General features: G+C 71.8%; 23 protein-coding genes. 13 read left to right on the top strand and 10 right to left on the bottom strand.

Annotation, left to right across the window (positions count from 1 at the left end):
* The first annotated feature begins 3 nt into the window (after window positions 1-3).
* Together ABS735_RS28010 and ABS735_RS28015 are read left to right on the top strand one after the other, a co-directional pair.
* Entirely contained in the window at window positions 4-1,242 is a 1,239-nt protein-coding gene (locus ABS735_RS28010; RefSeq protein WP_373903474.1) for a cation:proton antiporter, read from the top strand.
* Window positions 1,243-1,463: 221 nt separating this feature from the next.
* On the top strand, window positions 1,464-2,459 hold the full coding sequence (locus ABS735_RS28015) for a TAXI family TRAP transporter solute-binding subunit (RefSeq protein WP_373903473.1): 996 nt from the start codon (window positions 1,464-1,466) through the stop codon (window positions 2,457-2,459).
* Between the two features lie 15 nt (window positions 2,460-2,474).
* On the opposite strand, the gene ABS735_RS28020 is transcribed toward ABS735_RS28015, so the two are convergent.
* Together ABS735_RS28020 and ABS735_RS28025 are read right to left on the bottom strand one after the other, a co-directional pair.
* Window positions 2,475-3,905 (bottom strand): HAMP domain-containing sensor histidine kinase, encoded by a 1,431-nt coding sequence (locus tag ABS735_RS28020; protein WP_373903472.1) that lies wholly within the window; start codon window positions 3,903-3,905, stop codon window positions 2,475-2,477.
* On the bottom strand, window positions 3,902-4,600 hold the full coding sequence (locus ABS735_RS28025; RefSeq protein WP_373903471.1) for a response regulator transcription factor: 699 nt from the start codon (window positions 4,598-4,600) through the stop codon (window positions 3,902-3,904). Before ABS735_RS28025 ends, ABS735_RS28020 begins: the two co-directional genes overlap by 4 nt.
* Before the next feature lie 334 nt (window positions 4,601-4,934).
* On the opposite strand from ABS735_RS28025, the gene ABS735_RS28030 reads away from it, so the two are divergent.
* From ABS735_RS28030 to ABS735_RS28065, 8 genes are all read left to right on the top strand, one after another.
* Complete coding sequence (locus tag ABS735_RS28030; RefSeq protein WP_373903470.1) at window positions 4,935-5,711, top strand: amino acid ABC transporter ATP-binding protein; 777 nt, start codon at window positions 4,935-4,937, stop codon at window positions 5,709-5,711.
* Between the two features lie 136 nt (window positions 5,712-5,847).
* Window positions 5,848-6,684, top strand: coding sequence for a glutamate ABC transporter substrate-binding protein (locus ABS735_RS28035; protein WP_373903469.1), 837 nt, complete (start codon window positions 5,848-5,850; stop codon window positions 6,682-6,684).
* A gap of 84 nt (window positions 6,685-6,768) precedes the next feature.
* On the top strand, window positions 6,769-7,437 hold the full coding sequence (locus ABS735_RS28040; RefSeq protein WP_373903468.1) for an amino acid ABC transporter permease: 669 nt from the start codon (window positions 6,769-6,771) through the stop codon (window positions 7,435-7,437).
* On the top strand, window positions 7,434-8,321 hold the full coding sequence (locus ABS735_RS28045; RefSeq protein WP_373903467.1) for an amino acid ABC transporter permease: 888 nt from the start codon (window positions 7,434-7,436) through the stop codon (window positions 8,319-8,321). The genes ABS735_RS28040 and ABS735_RS28045 overlap by 4 nt, the downstream gene beginning before the upstream one ends.
* 185 nt (window positions 8,322-8,506) lie before the next feature.
* Complete coding sequence (locus ABS735_RS28050) at window positions 8,507-10,129, top strand: FAD-dependent monooxygenase (RefSeq protein WP_373903466.1); 1,623 nt, start codon at window positions 8,507-8,509, stop codon at window positions 10,127-10,129.
* Window positions 10,130-10,277: 148 nt separating this feature from the next.
* A complete protein-coding gene (locus ABS735_RS28055; protein WP_309544753.1) occupies window positions 10,278-10,349 on the top strand; it encodes a putative leader peptide in 72 nt (23 codons plus the stop codon).
* An 82-nt stretch (window positions 10,350-10,431) separates the two neighbouring features.
* On the top strand, window positions 10,432-10,965 hold the full coding sequence (locus tag ABS735_RS28060; protein WP_373903465.1) for a cupin domain-containing protein: 534 nt from the start codon (window positions 10,432-10,434) through the stop codon (window positions 10,963-10,965).
* Complete coding sequence (locus ABS735_RS28065; protein WP_373903464.1) at window positions 10,962-11,360, top strand: rhodanese-like domain-containing protein; 399 nt, start codon at window positions 10,962-10,964, stop codon at window positions 11,358-11,360. The genes ABS735_RS28060 and ABS735_RS28065 overlap by 4 nt, the downstream gene beginning before the upstream one ends.
* On the opposite strand, the gene ABS735_RS28070 is transcribed toward ABS735_RS28065, so the two are convergent.
* The 3 genes from ABS735_RS28070 to recA form a co-directional block, all read right to left on the bottom strand.
* A complete protein-coding gene (locus ABS735_RS28070; protein WP_373903463.1) occupies window positions 11,354-12,316 on the bottom strand; it encodes a sugar ABC transporter substrate-binding protein in 963 nt (320 codons plus the stop codon). The two genes, ABS735_RS28065 and ABS735_RS28070, sit on opposite strands and share 7 nt — an antisense overlap.
* A gap of 235 nt (window positions 12,317-12,551) precedes the next feature.
* Window positions 12,552-13,355: a recombination regulator RecX gene (recX, locus tag ABS735_RS28075; RefSeq protein ID WP_373903462.1), complete on the bottom strand. Its 804-nt coding sequence runs from the start codon at window positions 13,353-13,355 to the stop codon at window positions 12,552-12,554.
* Window positions 13,356-13,358: 3 nt separating this feature from the next.
* The gene (recA, locus tag ABS735_RS28080; protein ID WP_373903461.1) at window positions 13,359-14,483 is read right to left on the bottom strand and encodes a recombinase RecA; all 1,125 of its coding nucleotides are present in this window, start codon (window positions 14,481-14,483) and stop codon (window positions 13,359-13,361) included.
* 279 nt (window positions 14,484-14,762) lie between these two features.
* Between recA and ABS735_RS28085 the strand changes: the two genes are divergently transcribed.
* On the top strand, window positions 14,763-14,963 hold the full coding sequence (locus ABS735_RS28085) for a type II toxin-antitoxin system VapB family antitoxin (RefSeq protein WP_373903460.1): 201 nt from the start codon (window positions 14,763-14,765) through the stop codon (window positions 14,961-14,963).
* A 79-nt stretch (window positions 14,964-15,042) separates the two neighbouring features.
* Window positions 15,043-15,852 (top strand): hypothetical protein, encoded by an 810-nt coding sequence (locus ABS735_RS28090; protein WP_373903459.1) that lies wholly within the window; start codon window positions 15,043-15,045, stop codon window positions 15,850-15,852.
* Window positions 15,853-15,882: 30 nt separating this feature from the next.
* Here the strand turns inward: ABS735_RS28090 and ABS735_RS28095 are convergent, their stop codons facing one another.
* A complete protein-coding gene (locus tag ABS735_RS28095; protein WP_373903458.1) occupies window positions 15,883-17,166 on the bottom strand; it encodes an AI-2E family transporter in 1,284 nt (427 codons plus the stop codon).
* A gap of 60 nt (window positions 17,167-17,226) precedes the next feature.
* Window positions 17,227-17,421, bottom strand: a complete 195-nt coding sequence (locus ABS735_RS28100; RefSeq protein WP_031037914.1) for a DUF3046 domain-containing protein — start codon at window positions 17,419-17,421, stop codon at window positions 17,227-17,229.
* Window positions 17,422-17,501: 80 nt separating this feature from the next.
* Here ABS735_RS28100 and ABS735_RS28105 point away from each other — a divergent pair, with 80 nt between their 5' ends.
* Window positions 17,502-18,485 carry a hypothetical protein gene (locus tag ABS735_RS28105; RefSeq protein WP_373903457.1) on the top strand — a complete coding sequence of 328 codons (984 nt, stop codon included), beginning with the start codon at window positions 17,502-17,504 and terminating at the stop codon, window positions 18,483-18,485.
* Window positions 18,486-18,510: 25 nt separating this feature from the next.
* Here the strand turns inward: ABS735_RS28105 and ABS735_RS28110 are convergent, their stop codons facing one another.
* Genes ABS735_RS28110 through ABS735_RS28120 form a run of 3 tightly spaced genes read right to left on the bottom strand, consistent with a single transcriptional unit; the run spans window position 18,511 to window position 20,458 of the window.
* Window positions 18,511-18,819 (bottom strand): AzlD domain-containing protein, encoded by a 309-nt coding sequence (locus ABS735_RS28110; protein WP_007445008.1) that lies wholly within the window; start codon window positions 18,817-18,819, stop codon window positions 18,511-18,513.
* A complete protein-coding gene (locus tag ABS735_RS28115) occupies window positions 18,816-19,595 on the bottom strand; it encodes an AzlC family ABC transporter permease (protein WP_373903456.1) in 780 nt (259 codons plus the stop codon). The genes ABS735_RS28110 and ABS735_RS28115 overlap by 4 nt, the downstream gene beginning before the upstream one ends.
* Complete coding sequence (locus ABS735_RS28120) at window positions 19,592-20,458, bottom strand: AraC family transcriptional regulator (protein ID WP_373903455.1); 867 nt, start codon at window positions 20,456-20,458, stop codon at window positions 19,592-19,594. Before ABS735_RS28120 ends, ABS735_RS28115 begins: the two co-directional genes overlap by 4 nt.
* Window positions 20,459-20,782: the final 324 nt, after the last annotated feature.

Below are 20,782 nucleotides of genomic sequence, written 5' to 3' on the forward strand. Positions count from 1 at the left end.
CCGGTGCACTCCGCGGTTCTGCTGATCGAGTTCGGTTCCATCATCCTGGGGCTCGGGCTGCTCGGCCGGTTCGCCGGCCGTTACCAGCTGTCCCCCATCCCGCTGTACCTGCTGGCCGGTCTGGCCTTCGGCGAGGGCGGCCTGCTCCCGCTCGGCGCGAGCGAGGAGTTCGTCGCGACGGGCGCCGAGATCGGTGTCATCCTCCTGCTGCTGATGCTGGGCCTGGAGTACACGGCCAGCGACCTGGTCACCAACCTCAAGTCCCACTATCCGGCGGGCCTGGTCGACTGCGCGCTCAACGCCGTGCCGGGCGCGGTGGCCGCGCTGCTGATGGGCTGGGGTCCGGTGGCCGCCGTGGTCCTCGCCGGCGTGACGTGGATCTCGTCGTCCGGTGTGATCGCGAAGGTCCTCGGCGACCTGGGCCGGGTCGGCAACCGTGAGACGCCGGTGATCCTGAGCGTGCTGGTCCTGGAGGACCTGGCGATGGCGGTGTACCTGCCGATCGTCACGGCCCTGGTCGCCGGCGCCGGGCTGATGACCGGGAGCATCACCCTGGCGATCGCGCTGGCCGCGGCGGGCCTCGTGCTCTTCGTCGCGGTGCGCTACGGGCGGCTCATCTCCCGCTTCGTCTCCAGCGACGACCCCGAGAAGCTGCTCCTTGTGGTGCTGGGCCTGACGATCCTCGTCGCCGGTGTCGCGCAGCAGCTCCAGGTGTCGGCCGCGGTGGGCGCCTTCCTGGTGGGCATCGCGCTGTCCGGGGAGGTCGCGGAGGGCGCGCACACGCTGCTGAGCCCGCTGCGGGACCTGTTCGCGGCGGTCTTCTTCGTCTTCTTCGGGCTGCACACGGATCCGGCCAGCATTCCGCCGGTCCTGCTGCCCGCCCTGGCGCTGGCGCTGCTGACCGCCGTGACGAAGATCGCCACCGGGTACGTGGCGGCGCGGCGGGCCGGGATCTCCGTCAAGGGCCGCTGGCGGGCGGGCGGCGCGCTGGTGGCCCGCGGCGAGTTCTCCATCGTCATCGCGGGCCTCGCGGTCTCGGCCGGCATCGAGCCTTCCCTGGGCCCGCTGGCCACGGCGTACGTCCTCATCCTGGTCGTCCTCGGCCCCCTCACCGCGCGCTTCACCGAGCCGCTGGCGATGCGCCTCTTCCGGCGCCGCTACAACCCCGACCGTCCCGGCGGCCCCGCGGAGGGGACGCCCCGGACGACGGAGGCGGAGGCGGAAGCCTCGGTGGGCGACTGACGTCGGCGCGGCCCGGGCCTGCCCGGCCCTCGCACGACCCCGGCACACAGGTGCGGGGGTCGTCGTGCGCGGGACTCGGGCGGGACCGGGCCAGCGGGCGGGACGGCGGGCCCGCGCCCGGCTCCCGGGCGTCCGGGCCCACGTCCGCGTCCCGGTGCCGTGGCGCCGTCGTGTGAGCCCGGCCCTGGTCAGTGCGGGTGCGGGCTGGCAGGATCGCCCCCATGTCCACGCTGCTCTCCCGTATCGGCAGGCGCCGGGCCGTCCAGGGCGCGGTCGCCGGTGCCGTCGTGCTCGGGCTGCTGCTGTGGTGGCTGCTGCCGCTGGGCGAGAAGCCACCGAGCGGCACGATCACGTTCAGCACCGGCACCCGCGCGGGCGTCTACCAGAAGTACGGCGAGCTGCTGCGCACCGAGCTGCGCAAGGACATGCCGGGCCTGGACGTACGGCTGATGACCAGCGCGGGCTCCCAGGAGAACGTCGAGCGGGTGGCGTCCGGCGAGGCCGACTTCACGATCGCGGCGGCCGACGCGGTGGAGACGTACAAGCTGGCCGGCGGCCCGGGTGCCGAGGAGCTGCGCGGGGTCACCCGGCTCTACGACGACTACGTGCAGTTGGTCGTGCCGAACGACTCGGACATCCAGTCGGTGGCCGACCTGCGCGGCAAGCGGGTGGCCATCGGGCTGCCCAACTCGGGGGTCCGGCTGATCGCCACCCGGCTGCTGAAGGCCGTGGGCATCGACCCGGAGACGGACATCACGCCCCGGGCGGACGGGATCGACACCGGTCCCGGGCGCCTCGGCGACGAGCTCGACGCGTTCTTCTGGTCCGGCGGGGTGCCGACGGACGGCCTCAAGGAGATCGCGGAGAGCTCCGCGTTCCGGTTCGTGCCGATCGGCGACGACCTGGTCAGCGAGCTGCACGAGTCGGGCGGCGCGACCCGCTACTACCGCACCACCAACATGCCGGAGTCGGCCTACCCCACCGTGCAGAACGGTGCCGTGGTGCCCACCATGGCGGTGTCCAACCTGCTGGTGACCCGCGCGGACGTCGATCCGCGGCTCACTGAGTGGCTGACCCGGACCGTGCTCGACAGCCGCGACGGCATCGGCGCGCACGTGCACTCCGCGCAGCTGGTGGACCTGCGCACCGCCATCTACACCGACCCGTTGGAGCTGCACGAGGGCGCCCGGCGCTACTACCGGTCGGTCAAGCCGTAGGTCCGCTCCGGCGGCTCACGGCCGCTCGGGCTCCCTGGGCGCCGTGCCCGTCCTGGGCACCCTGACCGTGACCTCCAGGCCGTGCGGGTCGTGGTGGCCGAAGGAGACCGAGCCGTCGCCCGCCGCGAGCAGCGCCCGGCAGATGGACAGGCCGAGGCCGGAGCCGTTGATGTTCTGGTGCCGCCCGCTGCGCCAGAAACGGTCCCCCACGCGCGCGAGCTCCTCGTCGGTGAGCCCGGGACCGTTGTCGGTGACGACGACGGTGGCGGCGTCCCCGGCGGAGGCGACCTCGACCCGCACGGTCTCGTCGGGGGGCGTGAACTTCACCGCGTTGTCGATGACCGCGTCCAGGGCGCTGGACAGGGTCACCGGGTCGGCCCAGCCCGTGGTCGGCGGGCAGTCGCCGACCAGCCGTACGCCCTTGGCCTCGGCCGTCGGCGCCCAGGCCGCCACCCGCTCGGCGGTCAGCGCGCCGATGTCGGTGACCTTGAGGTCGGCCTGGCTGTGTTCGGCCAGTGCCAGGTCGAGCAGGTCGTCCAGGACCCGGGCCAGACGCTTGCCCTCGGTCTGGACGGAGGCGATCTCCTCGTTCCCCTCGGGCAGCTCGAGGGCGAGCAGCTCGATGCGGAGCAGGAGCGCGGCGAGCGGGTTGCGCAGCTGGTGCGAGGCGTCGGCGACGAAGGCGCGCTGCTGCTCCAGCACGTCCTCCACGTGGTCCGCCATCTCGTTGAAGGACCCGGCCAGGCGTCTGAGCTCGGGCGGCCCCCCGGCCGGCGCGACCCGGGACTTGAGCCGTCCGGTGGCGATGTCGTGGGTGGTGGCGTCGAGCACGCGCACCGGCCTGAGCACCCAGCCGGTCAGCCGCAGTGCGGCGCCGACGGCGAGCAGCATCGCGGCGATCTCCCCGGCGCCGATGACCAGCCAGCCGCGCAGGGTGCTCGAGCGCATCGAGTCGGTCGGCGACTCGGTGACCACGACCGCGACCACGTCGCCGTCCCGGATCACCGGCGAGGCCACCACGAGCCGGCCGTCCTGCCAGGGCCACACCTGCTCGGGGTCGTGGCTGCGGCGGCTGAGCAGCGCCTCGTCGAAGGAGTCGCGGACCTCGCCGTCCTGGGGCAGGAACCACGTCGTGGGCGCGTTGGCCATCGGGATGTGATTGCGGTAGAAGACGCCCGCCTTGATGCCGTAGACCTCGTAGTAGCTGGTCAGCTCGGTCTGCAGGGTCTCCAGGCGCTCGTCCGTGTCCGTCCGGCGTGAGCCGCCGCCCGTCCCGTCCTCGGTGACGAACTGGGCGAGCGCGGCGAAGCGTGCCGTGTCGTCGATGCGGTCGATGACGACCTTCTGCTGCTCCGCGCGGGCGACGCTGACGCCGAGCGGCACGCCGAGCGCGAGCAGTACGGCCGCCATCAGGACGATGAGCAGCGGGAGCAGGCGTGTGCTCACCCGGCCCCTTGGGCGGTGGGGGCGACGAGGCGGTAGCCGACGCCGCGGACGGTCTCGATCAGCGCGGGCATGTGCAGCTTGGAGCGCAGGGAGGCGACGTGCACCTCCAGGGTGCGCCCGGTCCCCTCCCAGCTGGTGCGCCAGACCTCGCTGATGATCTGCTCGCGGCGGAAGACCACACCGGGCCGCTGGGCGAGCAGGGCGAGCAGATCGAACTCCTTGCGGGTGAGTTGGACAACCGAACCGTCCACGCTCACCTGGCGTGTCGGCAGCTCGATGCGGACGGCGCCGAGGCGGACGACGGTCTCGGTGCTCGCGGTGGCGTCCTCGTGGGCGGTGCGCCGGCTGACGGCGTGGATCCGGGCGAGCAGTTCCCCGGTGTCGTACGGCTTGACCACGTAGTCGTCGGCGCCGAGGTTGAGGCCGTGGATGCGGGAGCGGACGTCGGAGCGCGCGGTGACCATGATGACCGGGGTGCTGGTGCGCTTGCGGATCTTGCCGCAGACCTCGTAACCGTCCTGGTCGGGCAGGCCGAGGTCGAGCAGGACGACGCCGAAGCCGTCGGCCTCGGGGACGAGCGCCTGGAGCGCCTCCTCGCCGCTGCGCGCGTGGGTGACGTCGAAGCCGTGCCGTGCCAGGATCGCGGACAGGGCGGCGGCCACGTGGTTGTCGTCCTCGACGAGCAGCAGTCTCATCCGGGCTCCCTTCGGTTCATCGGCCGTGCGCTCGGCGCGGGTAGATATCGGGGCGAGTGGAGGTCGGGCGGGGCAGAGATCGGGGCGGGTGGAACTACGGGCACGCGCGCGTGCGTCCTGTGCAGTGACGCCGATGTAAGGGGACGGCGTCAAGAGGCTTCCGGTTGCGGCCGCTCGAAGTTATCCGGCCGATATGCGCCCAGCTCACAAGTGCTACGACTCGTGTCCGATTGCTATCGGATCGTGATGCTCAGATCTCGCTCAGATGTAGAGACGCGACGTGTCCCGGGTCACTACTGTCCTGCGAAACCCAGGAGGACGGAGCCCGAGAGCGATGACCGAAGTATCGGTGGCCAAGGAAGACAAGGCTGCGACCGGCGAACTGGTCGTCCTGAACAGTGTCAACAAGCACTTCGGCGCGTTGCATGTGCTCCAGGACATCGACCTGACGATTCACCGCGGCGAGGTCGTCGTGGTCATCGGACCCTCGGGGTCCGGCAAGTCCACTCTGTGCCGCACCATCAACCGCCTGGAGACCATCGACTCCGGTTCGATCACGATCGACGGCAAGCCGCTGCCCGCCGAGGGCAAGGAGCTGGCCAAGCTGCGGGCCGACGTCGGCATGGTCTTCCAGTCCTTCAACCTCTTCGCGCACAAGACGGTGCTCGAGAACGTCACCCTGGGCCAGGTCAAGGTCCGCAAGGTCGACGCCAAGAAGGCCGACGAGAAGGCGCGCGCCCTGCTCGACCGGGTCGGCGTGGGCGCCCAGGCCGACAAGTACCCCGCGCAGCTCTCCGGCGGTCAGCAGCAGCGTGTCGCCATCGCGCGGGCGCTGGCCATGGACCCGAAGGTCATGCTCTTCGACGAGCCGACGTCGGCTCTCGACCCCGAGATGATCAACGAGGTCCTGGAGGTCATGAAGCAGCTCGCCGAGGACGGGATGACCATGATCGTGGTGACGCACGAGATGGGCTTCGCCCGCTCTGCGGCCAACCGCGTGGTGTTCATGGCGGACGGCCGCATCGTCGAGGAAGCGACGCCGGACCAGTTCTTCAGCAACCCGCGCAGCGACCGTGCCAAGGACTTCCTGTCGAAGATCCTGCACCACTGAGATTTTCGGAGCGGCTCCGGCGCCCCGCGCCGACCGCACCGGCGGCCCGTCCCCGACAGCCGCACTGATCGCCTGATCCTCTGATCGTCCGATCGCAGCTCGACCACAGCTCGATCACAGCCAAAGGATGTCCACCATGAAGCTCCGCAAGGTCTCCGCCGCCTCGGCCGCCGTGCTCGCCCTCGCCCTGACCGCCACCGCGTGCGGCGGCGACGACAAGGACAGCGGTTCCTCCGGCGGTGGCGACAAGAAGATCACCATCGGCATCAAGTTCGACCAGCCCGGCCTCGGCCAGAAGACCCCGGACGGCTACGCGGGCTTCGACGTGGACGTCGCCACGTACGTCGCCAAGAAGCTCGGCTACACCGAGGACCAGATCGAGTGGAAGGAGTCGAAGAGCGCCGACCGCGAGACCATGCTGCAGCGCGGTGACGTCGACTTCATCGCCGCCACGTACTCGATCACCCCCGAGCGCTCGGAGAAGGTCGACTTCGCCGGCCCCTACCTGCTCGCCCACCAGGACGTTCTGCTCCGTGCCGACGACGACAAGATCAAGTCGCCCGAGGACCTGAACAACGCGAAGCTCTGCTCGGTCACCGGCTCGACCTCGGCCCAGAACATCAAGGACAAGCTGGCCCCCAAGGCCCAGCTGCAGCCGTACCCGACGTACTCGGCCTGCCTGCCCGGTCTGCAGAACGGTGCCATCGACGCGCTGACCACGGACGACTCGATCCTCGCCGGTTACGCCTCCCAGTCGCAGTTCAAGGGCAAGTTCAAGCTCGGCGGCTTCAAGCTGACGAACGAGAACTACGGCATCGGCGTCAAGAAGGGCAGCGACCTCAAGGGCAAGATCAACAAGGCCCTGGAGGAGATGGTCGCGGACAAGTCCTGGGACAAGGCCGTCAAGGACAACTTCGGCCCGGCCAACTACAAGAACGAGCCGGCGCCGAAGATCGGCGACATCAAGAGCTGAGGCCGGGCCTGACAGGGTGCGCCGCCCTACGGCAGGGGCGGCGCGCCGGGGCGGGCATCCCTACACGCGGAAGCGCGGGAGATCGTGTTCGACTTTCTTCAGGATTACGACCTGGCGGGAGCCATCTGGACGACAGTGCAGCTCGCTGTGCTCTCGGCCGTCGGCTCCCTGATCTGGGGCACCTTGCTGGCCGCCATGCGGGTCGGCCCGGTTCCGTTGATGCGCGCTTTCGGAACCGCGTACGTGAACATCGTGCGGAACATCCCGCTGACCGTGATCATCCTGTTCGCGTCGCTGGGACTGAACCAGACGCTGGGGGTCACCCTCGGCGGAGGCAATGACTTCGAGACGATCAACTTCCGGCTCGCCGTCCTGGGCCTGATCCTCTACACGTCGTCGTTCGTGTGCGAGGCGCTGCGCTCCGGCATCAACACGGTGCCGGTCGGCCAGGCGGAGGCGGCGCGGGCCCTGGGCCTGAGCTTCGGTCAGGTGCTCCGGCTGGTGGTTCTGCCGCAGGCGTTCCGCTCGTCCGTCGTTCCGCTGGCGAACGTGCTGATCGCGCTGATCAAGAACACCACGGTCGCCGCCGCCATCGGCGTGGCGGAAACGGCGCTGCTGATGAAGGAGATGATCGAGAACGAGGCTCAGCTGCTGCTCATCTCCGCGGTCATCGCTCTCGTGTTCGTGGTGTTGACGCTGCCGACCGGCCTGATCCTCGGCTGGGTGGGCAAGAAGGTGGCGGTGAAGCGATGAGCTCGGTCCTCTACGACGCCCAGGGCCCCCGTGCCAAGCGTCGCAACGTCCTCTTCACGGTCGTCTTCCTGGTCGCCCTCGCCGCCCTGCTGTGGTGGGTGTTCAGCACCCTCGACGACAAGGGTCAGCTGGAGTGGGCCCTGTGGAAGCCTTTCTTCACCGGCACCGAGGCGTGGTCGACGTACATCTGGCCGGGTCTGCAGAACACCCTGAAGGCCGCGGTTCTCGCGGTGGTCATCGCCCTGCCGCTCGGCGCCGCACTGGGCATCGCCCGGCTCTCCGACCACCGGTGGGTCCGGGTGCCGGCCGCGGTCGTGGTCGAGTTCTTCCGGTCCATCCCCGTGCTGGTCCTGATGATCTTCGGTCTGGCGCTGTTCGCGGAGTACACGAACGTCAGCTCGGACGACCGCCCGCTCTACGCCGTCGTCACCGGCCTGGTGCTGTACAACGCCTCCGTCCTCGCCGAGATCGTCCGGTCCGGCATCCTGGCGCTCCCCAAGGGCCAGGCAGAGGGCGCGATGGCGATCGGGCTGCGCAAGGGCCAGGTCATGCGGCTGATCCTGCTGCCGCAGGCGGTCACCGCGATGCTGCCCGCCATCGTCAGCCAGCTCGTCGTGATCCTCAAGGACACCGCGCTCGGCGGCGCCATCCTCACCTTCCCCGAGCTGCTCGCCTCGGCCAACACGATGAGCGGCTACTACGGCGCCAACGTGATCGCCAGCTACACCGTGGTCGCGGTGATCTACATCGCGCTCAACTTCGCCCTCACGAGCTTCGCGAGCTGGCTGGAGCGCCGGCTGCGGCGGGCGAAGAAGTCGACGGGTGCGGTGCTGAGTGCGGACGACGTGGAGACCGCCGATGCCGGAACGGTCGGCAAGGTCTGACACATCTGACACTCGGTCATCTCGTATGACCATCAACGGAGGCCGTGGCTTGATCGCCACGGCCTCCGTCGCTTGACGCAAGCTGCGGCAATAGGTTGCATACGTTCTGTGACCGTGCACCCTGCTCCAATGTCCTGTTCACCCACGTCCCCCGGGACACCGCCACGGGCAGGGGGCGCCGCACCGTGGACCCGGTGATCATCACCGGAGCGGGGCCCGTCGGGCTCACGCTCGCCCTGGCGCTGGCGCGGCAGGAGGTGCCCTGTGTCGTCCTCGACGAGGGACCGGGCAAGGACGAACCCCGCCCCGCCCGTACCGTCGTCCTGCGCGAGGAGGCCGTCGCACTCGTCGAGCGGCTGACCGGCACACCGCTGACGGGGCTCGGTTCGCGTTGGGCCGGATGGCGGTCGATGCGGCGCAAGCAGGTGACGCGCGAGGTCACGTTCGGCGACGCCGAACCGGCCCCCCTGCACATCGCCCAGCACGAGCTGACCGGGGTCCTGCGTACGGCGCTCGCCCGTGAGCGGTTCGTCAAGGTGGCCGTGGACAGCCGGCTGGACGGCATCGAACAGGAGAAGTCCGGCGTCACGGCCCATACCCGCGGCCCCGCCGGCACCTGGTGGCGCGGCAGTTACCTGATCGGCTGCGACGGCCCCCGCTCCACCGTCCGCAAGCTCCAGGACATCCGCTTCCCCGGCCGTACGGCGGTGGAACGATACGCCGTCGCCGCGCTGCGCACCGAACTCCCGTGGACCGACGAGGCGCTGCTCCACCGCATGCCGCCGTGGCGGACGACCGGGCCGTCGGCCGGTGAGGTGGTCGGCCGCCCGCTGCCCGACGGCGTGTGGCGCCTGGACTGGCTGCTGCCGCCCGGCAAGGACCTGGTCACGCCGGAACTCCTGGTGAACCGGGTCCGCGAGACCCTCACCGGGTGGGCCGACGGTGCGACCCCGGCGTACGAACTCCTCGACACCGGCGTCCACACGGTCCACCACCGCCTCGCCCGCCGCTGGCGGATGGGCCGCGTGCTGCTCGCCGGGGACGCGGCGCACCTGCTGGGCGCGCTGGGCACACAGGGACTCGAGGAGGGGCTCCTCGACGCCGACAACCTCGCCTGGAAACTGGCCCTGGCCTGGCACCACGGGCCTCGCGAGGCGCTGCTCGACAGCTACCAGGAGGAGCGGCGGGCGGCGATCTCCGCGCGGCTGCGCGCCGCCGACCAGCTGCTCCCCCTGCTCCGCGGCGGCGGTGGCCTGCGCTCCTACGTCCCCGGCGCGGCCCGCGGCAACGACGCGCTGCTGGCGGACGGTCACCTCGGGCGCGGGACGCTGGGCGCGCCGGGGACGTACGCCGCCTCGCCGCTGGCGCCCGAGCACCTCGCCGGGGAGGTGTCCGTCGGCACACCGCCCGGGACGCCCGTCACCGACGTGCGGGTCACGGCGGAGGACGGCACCTTCGTACGGCTGCGCGACCGGCTGGGGCGGGGGGCGCTGCTGGTGGTGCTGATCGCGCCGGGTACGGGGGTGTGGGAGCGCAAGCACTGGGTGACGGCCGGGATCATGCCCCGGCTTGCGGCGGCGGTGACGGCGCTGCCCCACCACGCCGAGCTGCTGGTCGCCGAGAGCTATCCGGGCGCCGCCGCCCACACCGTGCTGCTGGTGCGGCCCGACGGCCACCTCGTCACGGCCCTGAACGGGGTGCGCCCGGCCGACCTCTACGCGGCCGCGGAGAGCGCCCTGGGCGGGGCGACGGCAGGGGCGGCGAGGGAGGCCGAGGAGGGGGCGGGAGCGGCGGCCGGGTCGCGTTGAGCGGGTCGGCCTCACCGATCGCACGACCGCCCGATGGTTCCTGGACCCGGCCTCCGGTCACCGGGCGCGCGGTCGCTGTCCGCATGGTGACGCTGAGTTGACCGGCCCACACCGTCATGGTCTACTCCGGATCGTGACCGACACCTGTGTGCGCCTGTGGCGGAGGGTCCATATGGACCTCGTCCGCTATGCGGGCTGCGTGTGTCGTCCGTCCTGCTGAATTCGCATCCCCTTTTCTTCGCGCGCGCCGCCGCTCGGACGTGCCGCCGCGCGCTCCCTCGCGAACTCCCAGGACGGTGCCCGTGTCCCTCCCCTCCGTCTCTCCTGTCTCCGCTTCCACGGCCGCGCCGACGCAGGCCGAGCTCCTCGACTTCGTACGGCGTGCGGCGGCCGACGCCGAGCTGATCGCCTCCCTGCCGCTCGACCCCGAGGGCCGCACCTGGGTGCGGCTGGCCGGTCCTGGCGGCAGCGAGGCCTGGCTGATCGGCTGGCCGCCCGGCACGGGCACCGGCTGGCACGACCACGCCGACTCCGTGGGCGCCTTCGTCACGGCCGCGGGCGAGCTCAAGGAGAACGCGCTCGCCGCCCGTCTGCCCACCGACGGCTGGAAGACCCTCGAGCTCAGCGACGGTGTGGACCGGGAACGCCGGCTGACCGTCGGCAAGGGGCGCGCCTTCGGCCGGCACCACGTGCACGAGGTCATCAACGAGTCGTCCGACCGGCACGCGGTGTCGGTGCACGCCTACTACCCGCCCCTGCCCCGGATCCGCCGCTACGGCCGCATCGGACAGACCCTGCGTCTGGAGCAGGTCGAGCGCCCTCAGGACTGGCAGTGAGCGAGCCGACCGGGATCGACGCCCTGCTGGAACGAGTACGCGCCGGGTACCGACGGATCGCACCGGCCGAGGCGTACGACGCCGCCGAGGCCGGCACGGCGCTGCTGGTCGACATCCGGTACTCCGCGCTGCGCGAGCGGGACGGTGTGATTCCCGGCGCCCTGGTGATCGAACGCAACGAACTGGAATGGCGTCTGGATCCGCAGGGCAGCCACCGCCTCCCCGAGGCGGTGGACCACGACGTGCGGGTGGTCGTGGTCTGCAACGAGGGCTACGCCTCCAGTCTGGCGGCGGAGTCCCTGCACCGTCTGGGTCTGCACCGGGCCACCGACCTGATCGGTGGCTTCCAGGCCTGGCGCGCGGCGGGCCTGCCGGTGGCCGCCCGGACTCAGTAGTCGGCGGGGCAGTACAGCGGTGCCGTGTCCGCGTTGCCCTTGGTGACCAGGCGGATCGGTGTGTGGTCGATCTTCTCCGCCTTTCTGCCGCGCAGCAGGGCGATCGTGTTGCGGACGGCCAGTTCGCCGGTGTTGCCGGCCGAGTTGGACACCGTCGCGGAGAAGCGGCCGTCCTTCAGCGCGGCGAGGGCTTCGTCGGTGCCGTTGACCGTCACGATCCTGACCCGGTCCGCCCCGGCCGCGTCGAAGGCCTCGCGGGCGGCGAAGGCCATCTGCTCGTTGGCGACGAAGGCGTAGTCCAGGCCGGGGTGGGCCCGGGCCATGGTGGCGGCGACCTTTCCGGCCTTGTCGGCGTCGAACATGCCGGGTTCTTCGGCGACCACCTCGGCATTGGAGGGCAGGGCCTCGGTGAAGCCGTCGGTGAGCAGGTCGGAGGCGGCGCCCGGCGCCCCGGCGATCACGCCGACCTGTACGTCCCGGCCCGCCGCGTCGTCGGCGACCCACCGGGCGTCGAGCCGCCCGACGGCCTCCAGGTCGACCACCACCGCCCCCAGGATGTCGTCCGGGTCGGTGCTCACGGAGGTCAGGAAGACGGGGATGTCCGCGGCCTCGGCCTTCTCGATGTCGCGTTTCAGGGCGTCCGTGTCGACGGTCTGCAGGATGATCGCGTCGACCTCACGCTCGATCATGTCCTCGATGTTGCTCAGCTCGGTCGCGGCGTCCTGCCCGGAGTTGGCGGTGACCAGCCTCGCGAAGTTGTTCTTGGCTGCCATCTCCACGGACCGCTGGAGGCAGGTGTGGAACCGGCTGTTGCCGCCGTTGACGAATCCGAGGGTGAGCGGCCCGTCGTCCGTGGAACCGGAGTCGGCCGAGTGGAGGCCACAGCCGCTCAGCAGCAGGCCGGTACCGAGGAGCAGGACAGAGACGGCTCTTCGGCGGCGCACGGGCGTGGGCATGGCGGGGCCGCCTTTCGGGCGTGCTGGAGGGATGTCCGCGCGGGTCCGTCGCCGTCGGTCTTCCGGCGACGGTGTACGCGTGCGGTGACCGCGGCTCGGTACGGCCACGCGACGGCGCAGACGGTACCGCCGTGCGGAGCGTGTTCACCCTTCCGGGAGCGCAAGGTAAGCCTGCGCGGTCTTCGCCCCCGGTCTGCCCGCCCTGCCCCGGAACGTCCCCCGGGCCGTCGGTGGCTCAGAACCCCTCGTCGCCGAGGTATTCCGTGTCCTCGCCCTCCTCCTCCAGCGCCTGACGGACCACCCGCAGGGCCATGCCCTCGGGGTAGCCCTTGCGGGCCAGCATGCCCGCGAGGCGGCGCAGCCTCTTGTCGCGGTCGAGGCCTCGGGTGGCGCGCAGCTTGCGGGCGACCAGGTCGCGCGCGGTCTCCTCCTCCTGCTCGGAGTCCAGCCGGGACACCGCCGCGTCGATGTGCGTGGCGTCGACGCCCTTGGTCCGCAGCTCTCTGGCGAGGGCGCGCCTGGCCAGCCCGCGGCCGTGGTGCCGGGACTCCACCCAGGCCTCCGCGAAGGCGCTGTCGTTGATCAGGCCGACCTCCTCGAACCTGGACAGCACCTCCTCCGCGGCCTCTTCGGGGATCTCCCGCTTGCGCAGGGCGTCGGCCAGTTGTCTGCGGGTGCGCGGGGTCCCGGTGAGCAGGCGCAGGCAGATCGCCCGTGCCTGCTCGACCGGGTCCCGCGGAGGCTCCCCCTTCTCGGCCCTCGACGAGGAAGTGGCACCTCCGTCCTCGGCTGACGGCTCCGCGCGCTCGCGCCGCCGACGGCCGCGTGTGCCGCCCGTGCCACGGCCCCGTCCGCCTCCGCGGCGCGCCTCGTCGTCACCGTGGCGCGCCTCGTCGTCACCGTGGCGCGCCTCGTCGTCCTCGCTGGAGCCCATGGCGAAGGGATCCGTCTCGTACGGGGCCGCAGCCGCCCCGTACGTGCGGTCGCCCGGCCCGGCGGAACCGTCGGTGTACTCGGCCCAGTCGGTTCGTCGGGTCACGGGTCAGCTCTTGGCTGCCGCGGCCTTGGACTTGGTGGCCTTGGCGGTCGCGGGTGCGGGCACCGCCGGTGCGACGTCGGCCGTGGCGGCGGAGGCGGCGTCCGCGCCGGGCTGGGTGGCCGACTCCTCGGGACGCACGCCGACGCCCAGCTTCTCCTTGATCTTCTTCTCGATCTCGTTGGCCAGGTCGGGGTTGTCCTTCAGGAAGTTGCGCGCGTTCTCCTTGCCCTGGCCGAGCTGGTCGCCCTCGTACGTGTACCAGGCGCCGGCCTTGCGGACGAAGCCGTTCTCCACGCCCATGTCGATCAGGCCGCCCTCGCGGCTGATGCCCTGGCCGTAGAGGATGTCGAACTCGGCCTGCTTGAACGGCGGCGCGACCTTGTTCTTGACGACCTTGACGCGGGTGCGGTTGCCGACCGCGTCGGTGCCGTCCTTCAGCGTCTCGATGCGCCGGATGTCGAGTCGCACCGAGGCGTAGAACTTCAGCGCCCGGCCACCGGTCGTGGTCTCCGGGGAGCCGAACATCACGCCGATCTTCTCGCGGAGCTGGTTGATGAAGATCGCGGTGGTCTTGGACTGGTTCAGCGCGCTGGTGATCTTCCGCAGGGCCTGGCTCATCAGGCGGGCCTGCAGACCGACGTGGCTGTCGCCCATCTCGCCCTCGATCTCCGCGCGCGGGACGAGCGCGGCGACGGAGTCGATGACGATGAGGTCGAGGGCCCCGGAGCGGACCAGCATGTCCACGATCTCCAGGGCCTGCTCGCCGTTGTCCGGCTGGGACAGGATCAGGTTGTCGATGTCGACACCGAGCTTCTTCGCGTACTCGGGGTCGAGGGCGTGCTCGGCGTCCACGAACGCGACCTGGCCGCCGGCCTTCTGCGCGTTCGCCACGGCGTGCAGGGTCAGGGTCGTCTTGCCCGAGGACTCGGGGCCGTAGACCTCCACGACACGGCCGCGCGGGATGCCTCCGACGCCGAGGGCCACGTCGAGCGCGGTCGACCCGGTCGGGATGACCTCGATGGGCTCGTTGGTCCGGTCGCCCATGCGCATGACCGCGCCCTTGCCGAATTGCCGTTCAATCTGTGCGAGCGCGGCGTCGAGGGCCTTCTCGCGGTCGGTTCCTGCCATGGGTTCCACCCGGTTTGCTTGATTCGATCGCTTCACGTCAAAGACGCTAATGCCTGCCACTGACAATGGGCCCCGATGCGGGTCCGGCCTGTGGATAACTCGGGTGCATCTCCACCCGAACCCACTCGAATCACCCGTCACGAGCCCTGCCGGAGCCTCCATAAGAATGGATGTTCGATTTTCGTGTCAAGCGCACCACACGGCACTTCCGAGCGTACGTCTCCCGGCCCGGCGGGCCAGGTGGTTGGATGCGGAGGCGAGCCGGAAGAGGGGGACGCCATGGCCAGGATCAACATCAGTCTCGACGCCGAACTGGTGGTGGAAGTGATGGTTCTGGCCGGTATCGGCTCGCCCCAGGACGCCGTCGAGGTGGTGGTGCGGGACTACATCGCCCGCGGTCACCGCACCGAGACCCGCACCGAGCTCAAGGACCGCGGCCTGCGGGACATCGACGCCGAGCCGCAGGAGCCGCAGGGCTGACCCTGCTCCCGCCGGCGTACGGCGGAAGCCTCCGGCCGGACGACGACGGGGCGGGCTGCCGTTGCCAGGCTCTCCTCCCATGCAGAACGCGAGGACCGCCCCGACCGCCCGCAGGACCGGACCCGCCCCGTCCCCGGGCGCCGCACCCACCCACCGCTCCCCCGTACCGCGCCTGTGCCGCGCGACCGGCCTCCTGCTGGTCCTCTCCGGCCTCGCGCACCTGGTGGTGTTCGCGGTGGACGGCGGTCCCTGGGACGGGCCGGTGTCCTGGCGGAAACCGGTGACGTTCGGGCTGTCCTTCGGGGTGACACTGATCGCGGTCACCTGGGTCACCTCGTACCTGGGCGTGCGATCGCGGCTGCGCGCCGTGCTGCTCGCGGTGTTCGCGGCCGACTGCGTCGTCGAGGTGGGCGGGATCACCCTTCAGGCATGGCGCAAGGTGCCCTCGCACCTCAACATGGAGACCCCCTTCGACACCGCCGTGTCCATGACGCTCGCGGTGGGCGGCGGTGTCCTGGTCGTGCTGCTCACCGCGTTCGCACTCGCCGCGTTCTTCCGTCGTCCCACGGGGCCTGCGGGAATGGCCTCGGCGGTGCGCTCCGGGTTCGCGGTGCTGCTCGTCGGGCTCGCCTCGGGCGCCGCGATGATCGCGCGCGGTGTGGTGCTCACCCGCACCGGTCACCAGGAGGACGCCTACCACTCCACGGCGTGGCTCAAGCCGCTGCACGGCGTCTCCCTGCACGCGGTGCTGGTCCTGCCGGTCCTGGCCCGGCTGCTGGCCTTCACCCCGTGGAGCGAGGCGGTACGGCAGCGGGTCGTGACCGGGGCGGTGTGCTGCTACGCGGCTGCCGTGGCCGGCGCCGGTGTGTGGGCCGGTCTCACGTACTGACGAGGCGCCCCTGGAGAGAAGCCGCCGCCCTCACGAGGATCCGCCGTCCCCGGCCCCTTCCGATCCCTCCGCCCCCGGGCGTCCCTGCTCCGGGCGCCGGGCCCACAGCTTGCGCAGACGCGTGGACCTACCGGGCCCCGTCCGGCGGTCCCGGCGCCCGTGGACGCGCGGATCGTCCGTGACGTCGTAGCGCTTGACGTACGCCCCGAGGAACGCCTGCAGCGTGGCGACCGCAGGGATGGCGATCAGCGCGCCGACGGCACCGAGCAGGGCGGTGCCCGCGATGACGGAGCCGAAGGCGACCGCGGGGTGGATGTCCACGGTCTTGGACGTCAGCTTGGGCTGCAGCACGTAGTTCTCGAACTGCTGGTAGATCACCACGAAGATCAACACCCACAGCGCGTACCAGGGGTTGACCGTGAACGCGATCAGCATGGGCAGGGCGCCCGCGAGATAGGTGCCGATGGTCGGGATGAACTGCGACACCAGGCCCACCCACACGGCGAGCGCGGGAGCGTAGGGCACCTCGAGGATCTCCAGGAGGATGTAGTGCGCGACGCCGGAGACCAGCGCCATCAACCCGCGTGAGTACAGGTAGCCGCCGGTCTTGTCCACGGCGATCTCCCACGCGCGCAGGACCTCGGCCTGGCGGGCGGGCGGGAGGACGGAGCAGAGCCCGCGCCGCAGCCGGGGACCGTCGGCGGCGAAGTAGAACGAGAACAGCACGACCGTCAGCAACTGGAAGAGACCGCCGAGGACCTGGGCCGACACGTCCAGGACGCCCGTCGCGCTGTTCTGCACGTAGTTGCGCAGCCAGTCGGAGCGGAGCAGACCCTCCTGGATGTCGACCCGTCTCAGCTCGGTGTGGAAGTGACCGTTGACCCAGTTGATGACGGAGTCGAGGTAGTCCGGGAACTCCTCGACCATCTTGACGATCTGGCCGGCGAGCATGGAGCCGAGCAGGGTGACGAACCCCGCGGCGGCGATCAGCACGGCGAGGAAGACGAGGAAGGTGGCGAACCCGCGCCGCAGGCCGCGCGCGGCCATCCAGCTCACCGCGGGCTCGATGGCCAGGGCCAGGAAGAACGCGATGAGGACGTTGATCAGCAGCCCGGTGAGCTGGTGGAAGGCCCAGCTGCCCAGCTGGAAGGCGGCGATGAGCGCGAGGGCCAGCACCATGGCGCGCGGCAGCCAGCGCGGCATGCGGGCGCCCGGCCCGGCGGAGACGCCGTCGGCCGGAGGCCCGGTGGGCGGCGTGGGGCCGGCCGGGGATGCGTGCCGGGCCGCCTGCCCGGTCTCGTCAGTGGATGCCACGGAGCAAGTCTCGCCCACGCCACCGACAGGCAGACCCCGCCGGGTGATCTTCGTGAACCTTCACCGCTTCTCCCGCGGCACGTTCATGACGGTGCACACCACCCGCCACACGTCCTTGGCGTCCCAGCCGGCGTCCAGCGCCTCGTGCACCGTACGTCCGCCCAGCTCCGCCATCACGTGATCGCGCGCGAAGGTGTCGGCGTACCCCGGACCGAAGTGATCCGTCATCCGCTCCCAGAAGACCGTCAACCGCATGCCCTCAGTATCCCGCCCCTGAGAGTGGGCCTTGGGCCGGGACCACCTGACGGACCGCTTTTCGGCCTACGGTCTGTGGCATGGCCGAAACCGGAGCGTCCCCACTCCCCGCGATCCCGCCGCCCGCGATCCCACCGCCCGCGACCTCCCGCGCCCCGGACTCGCGCTCACCGCTCGCGCGCGCCGAGCACTTCGTGTGGCTCACCGCGCGCGTACTGGAGCAGCGGCTGTTCGCGTACCACTTCCGCGGCGGGGACCCCGGCCCGGTGGAGACCGCGCTGGACGCCTACCGCAACGAGGACAGCGGGTACGGCCACGCGCTGGAGCCCGATCTGCGCGGGCCGGCCAGTCAGCCGCTGCACACCGCGCGTGCCCTGCGCATCCTGGACGCCGTCGGCCGCTGCGGCGGGCAGCGTGTCGAGCGGGTGTGCCGCTATCTGACCTCCGTGTCCACCCCGGACGGTGCCCTGCCGCTGATCCGTGAGGGCGGGGAGGCAGGCCCGGCCGCGCCCTTCGTGCCGGTCGTGGCCGACCCTCCCGGTGAGCTGCTCGCCACCGGCCCGGTGGTCGGCCTGCTGCACCGCAACGCGGTCTGGCACGCCTGGCTGTTCCGCGCCACCGACTTCTGCTGGCAGGCAGCCGAGTCGCTGGGGTCCTCGCACCCGTACGAGGTCGAGGCGGCCGTCGCCTTTCTGGACACCGCTCCGGACCGTCCGCGCGCACAGGCCGCGGCCGACCGGCTGGGCCGCCTGGTACGCGAGCGGCGCCTCGCCGTGCTGGACCCGGACGATGCCGACGCGTACCCGGTCTCCCCCGGCTACGCCCCGGGCGAGCACCATTTCCCGCACGACTACGCGCGGGATCCGCGTTCGCTCGCGCGCGCGTGGTTCACGGACGACGAGATGGCACGCTCCCTCGACTTCCTCGCGGCTGAGCAGGAAGGCGACGGCGGCTGGCCCGTCCGCCGGCGCCGCCCGGCACCCGCCCCGGCGCTGGAGGCCCGCGCCGGGGTGACGATCGAGGCCCTGCGTACGCTCCGGGCGTACGGTCGTCCCCTCGGCTGACCTGCCGACCTGCCGGCCTGCCGACTCAGCCGCCCATGGCCCGTACGCCCGCGGTGACCACCACGGCGGCCGCGACGACGAGCAGGAACGGCGCACGCAGCAGCAGCGCGACGGCAGCCGCGGCGACTCCCGCGGTCCTCGCGTCCAGCACGAGCGCCTGTCCGTCGGCGAAGGTCTGCTGGGCGGTGAGCGCCGCGAGGAGGGCGACGGGCAGCAGCGCGGCGAGCCGCCGGACCAGGGGCCGTTCCAGGGCGCCCGCGGGCACCAGCAGCCCGAGGAGCTTGACCGCGTAGCAGCCCACCGCCGTCACGCCGATCGCGATCCACACGCTCATCGCTCTCCCGCCCCCTCGGCGGTCCCACGGCCCCCGCCGTCCCCGGCACCACCCGCGCGGCGTCCGCGCGCCCACAGGACGAGGGGCGCCGCCAGCGCGGCCACCAGGACGGGCACACCGGCGGGCAGCACGGGCAGCAGACCGAGCCCCAGGAGGACGGCCAGGGCGGCGACCGTGCGCTCGGTGGTGTCCTTCAGCATCGGTGCGAGCAGCGCGAGGAAGACCGCCGGACCGGCCGCGTCGAGGCCCCAGGCGTCGGTGTCCCCGATGGCCTCCGCGCCCAGCGCGCCGAGCAGGGTGGTGAGGTTCCACAGGACGTACAGGGTGAGTCCGGTGACGGTGAATCCGATCCGGACACCACGCCGCGTGGGCTGGGCGAGGGCCACGGCCGTCGTCTCGTCGATCACCCACTGCGCGGCCAGCGGCCGCACCGCGCGCGGGAGGGCCAGCAACTGCGACAGCCGCAGCCCGTAGAAGGCGTTGCGCACGCCCAGGAAGAAGGCCCCGGCCGCCGCGGTGAGCGGGTTGCCGCCGGCCGCGAGCGCGCCGACGAGCGCGAACTGGGACGCCCCGGTGAACACCAGGAGGCTGAGCGCACAGGTCTGGGCGAGGGTGAGTCCGCTGCCGGCCGAGGTCACCCCGAAGGCGAACCCGGACAGTCCGACGGCGACTCCGACCCCGAGGGCGTCCCGCACGACGGCGGCGTCCGGCTTGCCACCGGCGACACCCGCGTCGTTCACGTCGTTCGCGTCGGGAAGGGCTGTCTGTTCTGTCACGCCTCGAACGGTAGGAGCAGCCCTCGCCGCGCGTCTTGTACGTTCTTGCGCTCCCGCTGGTAGGCACCGGGCGGCACGCCGACGATCCGCGCGAAGTGCCGGTTCAGGTGCGGCTGGTCGGTGAAACCCACGGCGACGGCGGCCTCGGCCGGGGACGTCCCGGTGTCCAGCAGCCGCCGCGCCCGACGCACCCGGGCGTCCGTCAGCCAAGTGTGGGGCGGCATTCCGTAGGCGTCCCGGAAGGCCCGCAGCAGCGCGAACGGGCTGCTCCCGAGTTCTCCGGCGAGCCGCTCCAGGCTCGGCGGGTCGGCCATCCGCTCCTCCAGCACGGCACGCGCGCGTGCCGCCGTCCTGGCTCCGGCCGTGCGCACCCGGCGCCGTGGCAGTGGGCCGCCGTTCAGCCTCAGCAGCCGGGTCACGGCCACCCGCAGCAGGGTGTCGGCGGCGAGCGCGTTCCCGTCGTCGGCGGCCCGCAGCACGCGGTGCACCAGCTCGACGGTGTACGGATCGTCGAGCACCGGCCGGACGAACCCCGGCGTCCCGCGCAGCGTCGTCGTCTCCGCCGCGATCCCGGCCACCAGCTCGGGCGCCGGGTAGACGGCCCCGTACCGCCAGCCCTCCGGCACGCCTGCCCGCCCCGTGTGCGGAGTGTCCGGGTTGACCAGGGCGAGCGAGCCCGCCCCGGCGTACTGGTCGCTCCCCCCGTGGTGAAAGATCTCCGCCCCGTCGGCGATGGCGGCGATGACGAAGTGCTCGTGCGTGTGGCGCACGAAGGTCTTCCGTATGTACTGGGCGCGGAGCAGGTCGACGTCGGGGAGCTCCGCGTAACGCCAGTGCCGTGCCCGCTCACCCGATCCCGCCATGCCCCCATTCTCCGTCACCCGCCCTCGCCTCCGGCGACGCCCCGGAGACCGGGCGACCGGCCGGACGGCCGGCCCGGACGACGCCCTCGGCGGCCCGGCTCCGGGCCGTACCCGGGCGGCGCCCCACCCGACAACCGACTCCACACGCCCGGCACACGCCACGCCGCACGCACCACGCCACGCCGCACGCCCCGCGCCGCCCGGCTCCGGCACGCGCACCCAGCCTCCGACGACTGCACGGGTGGGCTCGACGACCAACGAAGCCCCGGCTCCGGCCCCCAAGCCCCACCCGGGCGCCCCGCCCGACAACCGACTCCACACGCC

The sequence above is a fragment of the Streptomyces sp. MMCC 100 genome, from assembly GCF_041538145.2.
Lineage (GTDB): Bacteria > Actinomycetota > Actinomycetes > Streptomycetales > Streptomycetaceae > Streptomyces.

What these genes read in the sequence shown, in the direction of transcription:
- recA (WP_373903461.1), bottom strand. Translation starts at nt 14,483, where the DNA reads ATGGCAGGAACCGACCGCGAGAAGGCCCTCGACGCCGCGCTCGCACAG.
- ABS735_RS28085 (WP_373903460.1), top strand. Translation starts at nt 14,763, where the DNA reads ATGGCCAGGATCAACATCAGTCTCGACGCCGAACTGGTGGTGGAAGTG.
- ABS735_RS28035 (WP_373903469.1), top strand. Translation starts at nt 5,848, where the DNA reads ATGAAGCTCCGCAAGGTCTCCGCCGCCTCGGCCGCCGTGCTCGCCCTC.
- ABS735_RS28025 (WP_373903471.1), bottom strand. Translation starts at nt 4,600, where the DNA reads ATGAGACTGCTGCTCGTCGAGGACGACAACCACGTGGCCGCCGCCCTG.
- ABS735_RS28110 (WP_007445008.1), bottom strand. Translation starts at nt 18,819, where the DNA reads ATGAGCGTGTGGATCGCGATCGGCGTGACGGCGGTGGGCTGCTACGCG.
- ABS735_RS28090 (WP_373903459.1), top strand. Translation starts at nt 15,043, where the DNA reads ATGCAGAACGCGAGGACCGCCCCGACCGCCCGCAGGACCGGACCCGCC.
- ABS735_RS28045 (WP_373903467.1), top strand. Translation starts at nt 7,434, where the DNA reads ATGAGCTCGGTCCTCTACGACGCCCAGGGCCCCCGTGCCAAGCGTCGC.
- ABS735_RS28105 (WP_373903457.1), top strand. Translation starts at nt 17,502, where the DNA reads ATGGCCGAAACCGGAGCGTCCCCACTCCCCGCGATCCCGCCGCCCGCG.
- ABS735_RS28070 (WP_373903463.1), bottom strand. Translation starts at nt 12,316, where the DNA reads ATGCCCACGCCCGTGCGCCGCCGAAGAGCCGTCTCTGTCCTGCTCCTC.
- ABS735_RS28100 (WP_031037914.1), bottom strand. Translation starts at nt 17,421, where the DNA reads ATGCGGTTGACGGTCTTCTGGGAGCGGATGACGGATCACTTCGGTCCG.
- ABS735_RS28030 (WP_373903470.1), top strand. Translation starts at nt 4,935, where the DNA reads ATGACCGAAGTATCGGTGGCCAAGGAAGACAAGGCTGCGACCGGCGAA.
- ABS735_RS28015 (WP_373903473.1), top strand. Translation starts at nt 1,464, where the DNA reads ATGTCCACGCTGCTCTCCCGTATCGGCAGGCGCCGGGCCGTCCAGGGC.
- ABS735_RS28120 (WP_373903455.1), bottom strand. Translation starts at nt 20,458, where the DNA reads ATGGCGGGATCGGGTGAGCGGGCACGGCACTGGCGTTACGCGGAGCTC.